This is a genomic window from Chimaeribacter arupi, from assembly GCF_002858805.1.
In the GTDB taxonomy this organism is placed as follows: Bacteria; Pseudomonadota; Gammaproteobacteria; order Enterobacterales; family Enterobacteriaceae; genus Chimaeribacter; species Chimaeribacter arupi.
In genome coordinates, this window is sequence record NZ_PJZI01000062.1 from 1 (window position 1) to 9353 (window position 9353).

At 60.2% G+C, this 9353-nt stretch carries 8 protein-coding genes; 5 read left to right on the forward strand and 3 right to left on the reverse strand.

Annotated features, from left to right (window positions below; genetic code table 11):
• On the reverse strand, positions 1–1225 hold a 1225-nt coding region (locus CYR52_RS21745; protein ID WP_420912800.1), incomplete at its 3' end, for a 2-hydroxycarboxylate transporter family protein.
• Between the two features lie 299 nt (positions 1226–1524).
• On the opposite strand from CYR52_RS21745, the gene CYR52_RS21750 reads away from it, so the two are divergent.
• Both CYR52_RS21750 and CYR52_RS21755 read left to right on the forward strand, forming a co-directional pair.
• Complete coding sequence (locus tag CYR52_RS21750; RefSeq protein WP_072926804.1) at positions 1525–3141, forward strand: ATP-binding protein; 1617 nt, start codon at positions 1525–1527, stop codon at positions 3139–3141.
• Between the two features lie 13 nt (positions 3142–3154).
• Entirely contained in the window at positions 3155–3892 is a 738-nt protein-coding gene (locus CYR52_RS21755) for a response regulator (protein WP_241506189.1), read from the forward strand.
• A 73-nt stretch (positions 3893–3965) separates the two neighbouring features.
• Here CYR52_RS21755 and CYR52_RS22740 read toward each other — a convergent pair whose 3' ends face one another.
• The gene (locus CYR52_RS22740) at positions 3966–4124 is read right to left on the reverse strand and encodes a hypothetical protein (RefSeq protein WP_165699108.1); all 159 of its coding nucleotides are present in this window, start codon (positions 4122–4124) and stop codon (positions 3966–3968) included.
• 181 nt (positions 4125–4305) lie between these two features.
• Here CYR52_RS22740 and proV point away from each other — a divergent pair, with 181 nt between their 5' ends.
• The 3 genes from proV to proX are packed head-to-tail and all read left to right on the forward strand — an operon-like array spanning position 4306 to position 7725.
• Positions 4306–5508 carry a glycine betaine/L-proline ABC transporter ATP-binding protein ProV gene (proV, locus tag CYR52_RS21760; RefSeq protein WP_072926805.1) on the forward strand — a complete coding sequence of 401 codons (1203 nt, stop codon included), beginning with the start codon at positions 4306–4308 and terminating at the stop codon, positions 5506–5508.
• On the forward strand, positions 5501–6670 hold the full coding sequence (proW, locus tag CYR52_RS21765) for a glycine betaine/L-proline ABC transporter permease ProW (protein ID WP_101829422.1): 1170 nt from the start codon (positions 5501–5503) through the stop codon (positions 6668–6670). The genes proV and proW overlap by 8 nt, the downstream gene beginning before the upstream one ends.
• A 59-nt stretch (positions 6671–6729) precedes the next feature.
• A complete protein-coding gene (gene proX / locus CYR52_RS21770) occupies positions 6730–7725 on the forward strand; it encodes a glycine betaine/L-proline ABC transporter substrate-binding protein ProX (protein ID WP_101829423.1) in 996 nt (331 codons plus the stop codon).
• Between the two features lie 628 nt (positions 7726–8353).
• Here proX and hiuH read toward each other — a convergent pair.
• Entirely contained in the window at positions 8354–8764 is a 411-nt protein-coding gene (gene hiuH / locus CYR52_RS21775; RefSeq protein WP_072926811.1) for a hydroxyisourate hydrolase, read from the reverse strand.
• Positions 8765–9353: the final 589 nt, after the last annotated feature.

A 9353-nucleotide genomic window follows, 5' to 3' on the forward strand; every position in this document is an offset into this window, starting at 1 on the left:
GTGCAAACGGCATCAGCGTCATGCGGTTACCGGCGGTGAGGATCGCCACGTCGCCGGTGCCGCCCTGCCCGCTCTGGCAACAGGAGACAATCGCCACGTCAATCGGGTGCATCCCGATCTTCTTACCGACCAGGAAACCGGTGCCCACCAGCGCGCTGACGGTGCTGACAATCACCAGCAGGTTCGGGATCGTGAAGGCATTCACCAGCTCCTGCCACGGGGTGATCGCCACGCCCACCGCAAACAGGATCGGGTAAGTGACGGCGCTGCGGAAGAACTTATACACCATCTGTGACCCTTGCTGGATGCGCGGCGACACGCCGTTCGCCAGCTTGACGGCCACCGCCGCAAACAGCATCCCGACCGGGGCCGGCAGGCCAATCAGATGGTGGCCGAGCATCCCGACCATATAGAGCAGCACCGCCAGCAGCGCGCCGCAGGCCAGTGCGTTGACATCCGGCCGCCCGGCGTCTTCGGTCATCGCCGCCATGCGCCCGCGGCGGCTCGGCAGCAAGGTGCCCTCACCGGTCAGGTGCGGGAAGCGTTTCCCCAACTGGTTCAGTACCCCGGCCAGCACAATCGCCGTCAGGCTGCCCAGCATCACAATCGGCAGGATACGCCCCAGCGCCACGCCCTGATCCATATGCAGGATCGCGGCGTAACCAATGGAGAGCGGGATCGCCCCCTCCCCTACCCCACCGGCCATGATCGGCAGAATCAGGAAGAAGAAGGTCTGGAATGGGTCCAGCCCCAGCGCGAACCCGGCCGCCATCCCCACCAGCATCCCCACCAGCTCGCCACACAGCATCGGCACAAAAATCCGCAGGAAGCCCTGGATCAGCACCTCGCGGTTCATGCTCATGATGCTGCCGACAATAATGCAGCAGATGTAGAGATAGAGGATGTCAGTGGACTTATAGAAGCTGATGGTGGCGTTCACCACTACGTCCGGCAGCAGGCCGTAATGCACCAGCGCCGACGGGATAAAGGTCGCGCAGATCGCGGCCGCGCCCAGTTTGCCCACCAGCGGCAGCCGTTTGCCGAACTCCCCGCAGGCAAAGCCGAAAAAGGCCAGCGTCGCCACCATCACCACAATGTCGCTCGGCAAGTCGCCCGCCAGGCAGTCGATCAGGATCAAGACACCTGCCAGGAAAAACAGAGGCAACGGGATGATGCCGATATGGTAGGTGTCCATGAGACGCCACCACTTTTCACGGCGGGTCATCTGGGTGGCGTTCTTCTCTTTCAGCGCCAGGTAGGCATCATCGCTCGTGCTCATCGGTTTCCCCTTTTTGTCATTATCGGGAAAGCATAGGGAAAGCGCGCCCCGGCCGGTTGTGAGGCTGTTCAAACTTAACCGGGTGGGTTAATGGGGATAATGGTTTCTATGGTGTTAATGCAACTTTTTTCAGCATCCTTGCAGGGTTTGTGAGGGTTTGGCGTGCCACCGCAAAAAGGGGATAACACCCGCCTCTTGTTAATGGTAGGTTAACTAAATGTCTCAATCCGCAAATTCTGGCCTGCATGACCGCTGACAAGCCCACACTCTCCTTCCAGATCAGGCTGTTCCTCAGTCTGGTGGTGTTCTCCTGCCTGCTGCTCGGGCTGGTGGCGTATTACCTTTACCATACGCTGGACCAACAACTGCACCGTGACCTCGGCGCGCGGGCGCAGGTGCAGGCGCGGGAAATTGCCCAGATCCCGTCGTTGATCGACGCGATCCAGCGGCACGACGCCGCCGCGCTGCGGCAGATGGGTGACCGGCTGCGGGCGCAGAGTGACGCCAGTTATCTGGTGTTTGGCGATCGCCATGCCATCCACCTCTACCATTCAGAACACCCGGATCGCGTCGGGACGCCGATGATCGGCGGCGATAACCGCGAAGTGTTGCAGGGGCAGACGATCATTACCGTGCGCCAGGGCGGCATCGGGCTGTCGCTGCGCAGCAAGGCCCCGGTGCGGGATTCCCAGGGCGCGGTGATCGGCATTGTCTCGGTGGGTTACCTGGCATCGCATATTGCCCAGCTCAACGCCCGCCAGGTGTCGCAGATTGTCGGGTTTGTGGCGCTGCTGCTGCTGGCGCTGTTCCTCTTCTCCTGGGCATTCTCACGGCGGCTGAAACGGCAGATGTTCTGGCTGGAACCCGAGCAGATCGGCCAGTTGGTACGGCGGCAAACAGCGCTGCTGGCCGCCCTCTATGAAGGGGTGATTGCCCTGGACCCGGCGCGGCGCATCATTGCCATTAACCAGGCGGCGCGCGATATGCTGGCGATCCCGCTGCCGGAAAGCGCCCTGGTCGGTCGGCCGGTCGGGGAGGTTCTCCACGCGGTACCGGACTTCTTCCATGCCAGCGACGCAGAGAACCGCCACGATGCGATCTGCCGTTTCAACCAGCGGCAGGTGATTGCCAACCGGGTCACCATGCTGGACAGCGGCGAGCCGCAGGGCTGGGTGATCAGCTTCCGCGATAAAAATGACATCAACACCCTGAGCAGCCAGCTCAGCCAGGTGACGCGCTACGCCGACAGCCTGCGCATTATGCGCCACGAGCAACTGAACTGGACCGCCACGCTGGCCGGGATGCTGCACATGAAACGCTATGACGAGGCGGTGCGCTATATCGAGGCGCAGTCCGCCGGGTCGCAGGCGCTGCTGGATTTCCTGTCGGCGCGCTTTCCCTCCCCTGCCCTGTGCGGCCTGCTGCTGGGCAAATTTGCCGCCGCCCATGAAAAAGGCCTTCTGCTGACCTTTGACCCGGCCTGCCGGTTGCATCAGCCGTTGACCCGGATCAGCGAAAGCGAACTGATGTCGATCCTCGGCAATCTGCTGGATAACGCCGTGGATGCCAGCCTGGCCGCCACCCCGCCCGGCCGCGAGGTGACGCTCTACCTGACCGACAGCCATGACGAGCTGGTGATTGAAGTCGGCGATCAGGGCTGCGGCATCGACCCGGCGCTGCGGGCATCGCTGTTTGAGGCGGGCGTGACCAGCAAACCGGCAGGCGACCACGGCATCGGCCTCTATCTGGTGTCGCGCTACGTGACCCAAGCCGGCGGCCTGATTGAAGTGGCCGACAACAGCCCGTGCGGCACCCTGTTTTCCCTGTTTATTCCTAATCCGCCACCGGTGGCGATAACCTGAAGAGAAACCGTTGATGGACGAACCTAACCTGATGGATGCCCTCAGCCCGGCCGGTTTTGCGCCGCTGGAGGTGGTGATCGTGGAAGATGAGCCGGCGCTGGCGCGGCTCCATGCCGAGTTTATCGAGCAGCATTTTGCGCTGCGGGTGGCGGGCATTGCGGCGACGCTTACCGAAGCGCGGCGGCTGATTGCTGCGCACCGCCCGCGCCTGCTGCTGCTGGATAACTTCCTGCCGGACGGCCAGGGCATTACGCTGGTAGAGAATGCGCTGTTGAAAAACAGTGAGTGCACGGTGATTTTTATCACCGCCGCCAGCGATATGCACACCTGTAGCCAGGCGATCCGCGCCGGGGCGTTTGACTACCTGATCAAGCCCATTTCTTATAAGCGGCTGCGCAATTCGCTGGAGCGGTTTATGCAGTTCATCCACACCCAGCGCAGTTTTAAGGTGCTCGACCAGAGCAACGTCGATGCGCTCTATAATTTGCAGGCGCGCCGCCCGGCAGACGATGCCGGGGCCAAAGGCATCGAGCCGAATACGCTGGCGCTGGTGAAAGGGCTGTTCACCGCCCGGCCTGAGGAGGCCTGGTCTGTGGATGAGGTGGTGTCGCAAAGCGGCATCAGCAAAACCACGGCCCGCCGCTACCTGGAGTTCTGTGTGGAAACCGGCTTTGTGCAGATTGAAATGCAGTACGGAAAAATCGGCCACCCACGCCGTTTGTACCGGAAAACCCCTGCTGCGGCCGAATAAACTGCGCGGCGCAAACAGTGATATATTCTGTCTGCGCCGTTTTCCGCGCCCTGTTTCACAGAAAAAGCAGGCGTCATTCGCCGGGAAATAGGCCGCGCACGTCAGAAAAAATAATTTTGTCAACCTTCATGCCCCAGCCGTTGTTATTCCTGCCTCTTCCGGCCTGTTGACCGGTAAAAATGGCCGCCCCCGCAGCCGCAAAACCACCACAAATAGCAGCCCGTTCCGCCACAGAATAATCCTCTGTCAGCCGGCCACCCCTATTTCGCGCGCCGGGATTCAGGGTTGTCTGAGATTCTTATTGTGCTAGGGTATAGGGCGTTAAAATTCTGGTGCTGGTCTGATTTTTATGAATTACAGGACTTTTTCAGTGCCAATGCTCTATTTTCACCAGCGAGGGAAACTTATATCGCATGGCAATAAAACTTGAAGTGAAAAATCTTTATAAGGTATTTGGCGAACACCCGGAACGGGCGTTCAAAATGATTGAAGAAGGCAAAACCAAGGAGCAGATATTTGAGAAAACCGGGCTGACACTGGGCGTCAAAAATGCCAGTCTGGCCATTGAAGAAGGCGAGATCTTTGTCATTATGGGCCTCTCCGGCTCCGGCAAATCAACCATGGTGCGCCTTCTCAATCGTCTGATAGAACCGACCCGCGGCGAAGTGCTGATTGATGGTGAAGATATTGCCAAAATATCGGACAGCGCCTTGCGCACCGTGCGCCGGAATAAGATCAGTATGGTATTTCAATCTTTCGCGTTGATGCCGCACCTGACGGTGCTGAATAATACCGCCTTCGGCATGGAATTAGCCGGTGTGCCGGTGGCCGAACGTAATGAAAAAGCGTTGGATGCCCTGCGCCAGGTGGGGCTGGAAAAATATGCCCACTCCTACCCGGATGAACTCTCCGGCGGGATGCGCCAGCGTGTCGGGCTGGCGCGGGCAATGGCCAATAATCCCGATATTTTATTGATGGATGAAGCCTTCTCCGCGCTCGACCCATTAATCCGTACCGAGATGCAGGATGAGCTGGTGAAATTACAGGCCCGCCATCAGCGCACCATTGTGTTTATTTCCCACGATCTGGACGAGGCGATGCGTATTGGCGATCGCATTGCCATTATGCAGGGCGGCGTGGTGGTGCAGGTCGGTACGCCGGATGAAATTCTGAATAATCCGGCCAACGATTATGTGCGCACCTTCTTCCGTGGCGTGGACATCAGCAACGTGTTCAGCGCCAAAGATATTGCCCGCCGCCGGGCCGTGACGCTTATCCGTAAAACGCCCGGCTTCGGCCCGCGCTCCGCGCTGAAACTGCTGGAAGATGAAGACCGGGATTACGGCTATGTGCTGGAGCGCGGCCAGCGGTTTGTCGGCGTGGTGTCGTCTGATTCCCTGAAGCAGGCGCTGAAAGCCAACCTGCCGCTGGAGAGCGCCCTGCTCACCGACCCGGCCCCGGTTCCGGCTGAGATGCCGCTCAGCGAGCTGATCGCCCCGGTGGCAGCGGCCCCGTGCGCGGTGCCGGTGGTATCAGACGATAACCAGTACGTCGGCATTATTTCCAAAGCCATGCTGTTGCAGGCACTCGACAAGGAGGGCAACGCCAATGCGTAACGCACCCCATCAGGATATTCCCCAATTCGCCCAGGCCGCGCAGGACACCAGTGACCCGTGGGCGACGGCCGATGCCGCCCCGCAGGCCACCGATCAGCCGCTGGATGCCAGCATCGACCCGTGGTCAGCGGATAACGCCTCCGGCGGCCATGCCGCTGCCGCCCCGGCTGACGGCGCCCATCAGGCGGCCGCCTCCGGCACCGACTGGCTGAATGCCGGTACGCATGCCGCGCCGGATCACTTCTCGCTGATGGACCCGTTCCACCAGGCCTGGCTGCCGTTTGACCACTGGGTCACGGTGGCGATTAACTGGCTGGTGCTGCATTTCCGCCCGCTGTTCCAGGGCATCCGGGTGCCGGTGGACTTTATCCTCAGCCACTTCCAGTTGCTGTTGCAGGGGCTGCCCGCCCCGGTGGCGATCCTGATTTTCGCGCTGATCGCCTGGCAGTTCGCCAGCCTCGGCATGGGGATCGCGACGCTGGTGTCGTTGGTGCTGATTGGCGCTATCGGTGCCTGGTCACAGGCGATGGTGACGCTGTCGCTGGTGCTGACGTCGTTGTTCTTCTGTGTGCTGATCGGCCTGCCGCTCGGGATTTTCCTGGCCCGCAGCCCGCGCGCCTCGAAGGTAATCCGCCCGATGCTGGACGCGATGCAGACGACCCCGGCGTTCGTCTACCTGGTGCCGATTGTGATGCTGTTCGGCATCGGTAATGTGCCGGGCGTGGTGGTGACGATTATCTTCGCCCTGCCGCCGGTGGTGCGGCTGACGATCCTCGGCATCAACCAGGTGCCGGCCGATCTGGTGGAGGCCGCAGAATCCTTTGGTGCCAACCCGCGCCAGATGCTGTTTAAGGTGCAGTTGCCGCTGGCGATGCCGACCATTATGGCCGGGATTAACCAGACGCTGATGCTGGCGCTGTCGATGGTGGTGATCGCCTCGATGATCGCCGTCGGCGGGCTGGGCCAGATGGTGCTGCGCGGCATCGGCCGCCTCGACATGGGGCTGGCCTCGGTGGGCGGGCTGGGGATCGTGATCCTGGCGATCATCCTGGATCGCCTGACCCAGTCGCTGGGGCGTGACCGCCGCAGCAAGGGCACCCGCCGCTGGTACACCACCGGCCCGGTGGGGCTGCTGACCCGTCCGTTTATCCGCACTGCCTGAACATTCCCCTCCCCGGCGGGCGTTCCCCGCCGGTAAAACCACATAATGAAGGAGAGCACATGAAATATTGCCGCCTGTGGGCCGCGGCCCTGAGCACCAGCGTGCTGGCATCCGGGGCGTTTGCCGCCGATTTGCCGGGCAAGGGCGTGACCGTCCAGCCGATTCAGAGCACTATCAGTGAAGAGACATTCCAGACGTTGCTGGTCAATAAGGCGTTGGAAAAGCTGGGGTATGACGTGCAGGAGACGCGCGAGGTGGATTACAACGTCGCTTACACCTCGATTGCGGCCGGTGATGCCACGTTTACCGCCGTGAACTGGGCACCGCTGCATGATGATATGTACCGCGCGGCCGGGGGCGACAAGGTGTTTTACCGTGAAGGCGCGTATATCACCGGTGCGGCGCAGGGCTACCTGATTGACCGCAAAACGGCCGAGAAGTACCACATCACCAACGTTGAGCAGTTGAAAGACCCGAAGATCGCCAAACTGTTTGACGCCAACGGCAACGGCAAAGCTGACCTGACCGGCTGTACGCCCGGCTGGGGCTGTGAGGCGGCGCTGAATGCGCAGATGAAGGCGTACGGCCTGAACGCCACCGTGGATAACAACCAGGGCAACTACGCGGCGATGATTGCCGACACCATCACGCGTTACAAGGAAGGCAAGCCGATCTTTTACTACACCTGGACGCCGTACTGGGTGAGTGACGTACTGGTGCCGGGCCGTGACGTGCTGTGGTTACAGGTCCCCTTCTCCGTGTTGCCGGGTGAGAAGAACGGCACCACGGAACTGCCGAACGGCAAGAATTACGGTTTCAAAGTGAACACCATGCACATTGTGGCCAACCGCGCCTGGGCGGAGAAGAACCCAGCTGCTGCGAAGCTGTTCGCCATCATGAAAGTGCCGCTGAAGGACATTAACGCGCAGAACTCCGCGATGCACGCCGGGCAAAGCTCGGAGGCTGACATTGAGCAGCAGGCAGAGGGATGGATTGCAGCGCATCAGGCGTTGTTTGATAAATGGGTGGAGGAGGCGGCGGCGGCCGCCAAATAGTCACTTTTTCCTGGCTCGAGGTGGGTTGCGTTGGCATACGCCCGTTGTCTTCCTGCGGCTCCGCTGCCGCCACCGGGTGTGACGTGGCATGTTTCGGTTGTTCATGTGCAGTTGTCCGCCTGAGCCGTCGAGCCTCAACCGAGCAGGGCCTGCCGGCGCGCCGGCCCTGCACCCGCGGGCATTGAGTACGCGGTACGGCTTTTTTAGGCTGTGGCTTGTTTCGGTTGCTCATGTACAGTTGTCTACCTGAACCCCATTGCCTCAACCGAGCAGGGCGCGCCGGCGCGCTCGCCCTGCTCCCGCGCGCGTTCGGTGCCCCGGCTGAATCATTGCCCGCTACCGCGGGTGACCCTCATTTCGCCTACGGGCTAATCGGGCCGCCGCAGACACGCTCCCGGCGTGGCTGCGACTCTCACGGGCATCCATGCCCGTTCGCCCGGCCCTGCGGCTCCACTCGGCAATGATTTTTACGCCCCCACCTGACTGCAAATCCTTGGTTATGTAAGGAAATAGTAGATGATAACTTTGTCGTTATTGGTGCAGACATAAAAATTTCTGTCACATGAAGCAGGCCAGCCGGACTACGCGTGTCACAGCGTTTCTGCTATGTCAGGCACTTTTGCCGGGATCAGCTACCGCGATAGGTGGAATAGCCATACTGGCTAAGCAGCAGCGGTACGTGATAGTGCTCGGTGGTATTGCTGATATGGAACTCCACCGGGATTTCCGGGAAGAAACTCTCTTGTTTTTGTTCTTGGAAATAGTGCCCGGTTTTGAACACGACGCGGTAATCCCCTGTGGCAGCAGGCTGCGCAGGCCAGAATTGTTTAATACGCCCGTCCTTGTCGGTCGTGGCCTTGTTTAAAAATTTCCAGCCAGCTTCCTGCTTCTGCTCCAGCGTCACTTCAACATTGGAAGCCGGTTTGCCGGTTTGCTGGTTCAGTACGTGTACGCTTAAAAGATTCTGCTCTGCGGCCATTGCGGTTGCAGAAGCGGTAAGAGCAAGCGCCAGAGCGGCTGCGTTGAAATAATGTTTCATGGTGAATACTCCCGTTTGAATGTGTGCTTGTTATATCGCGCTCTCCATGCAAAACACCTGACGCCAGCATGACAAAAATGTCAGGTTGGCAAAATTTCGGGGGAAGTATTCCGGCGTATGCAGATTTTCAGCGGTGGTAGAAGCGTAAAATCATTGCCGAATAGAGCCACAGAGCCGGGTGAGCGGGCAGGACGCCAAAAAAAGCCCCGCCTACCCTTTCCTTACATACTCACAAATTTGCAGAAGTGGTGGGGGCGTAAAAATCATTGCCGAGTGAAGACGAAGGACCGGGTGAGCGGACAGGGATGTCCGCGAAAGACGCCCATGACAGGGACTGTCATTAGCGGCGGCCCGAAAAGCCCGTAGGCGCAACGAGGGTCACCCGCGAGAGCGGGCAATGATTCAGCCAATCCACCGAAAGTGCGCGGGTGCAGGGCCGGCGCGCCGGCAGGCCCTGCTCGGTTGAGGCTCAGGAAACCAGGCAGACAACTGCACATAAACAACCGAAACATGCCCCCCCACCAACAACCGAAACACGCCACCCCACCAACAACCAAAACATGCCACCCCACCAACAACCGAAACATAC

Coding starts and splice junctions, on each gene's coding strand:
- CYR52_RS21750 (WP_072926804.1), top strand. CDS start 1,525: ATGACCGCTGACAAGCCCACACTCTCCTTCCAGATCAGGCTGTTCCTC.
- CYR52_RS21755 (WP_241506189.1), top strand. CDS start 3,155: ATGGACGAACCTAACCTGATGGATGCCCTCAGCCCGGCCGGTTTTGCG.
- proV (WP_072926805.1), top strand. CDS start 4,306: ATGGCAATAAAACTTGAAGTGAAAAATCTTTATAAGGTATTTGGCGAA.
- proW (WP_101829422.1), top strand. CDS start 5,501: ATGCGTAACGCACCCCATCAGGATATTCCCCAATTCGCCCAGGCCGCG.
- proX (WP_101829423.1), top strand. CDS start 6,730: ATGAAATATTGCCGCCTGTGGGCCGCGGCCCTGAGCACCAGCGTGCTG.
- hiuH (WP_072926811.1), bottom strand. CDS start 8,764: ATGAAACATTATTTCAACGCAGCCGCTCTGGCGCTTGCTCTTACCGCT.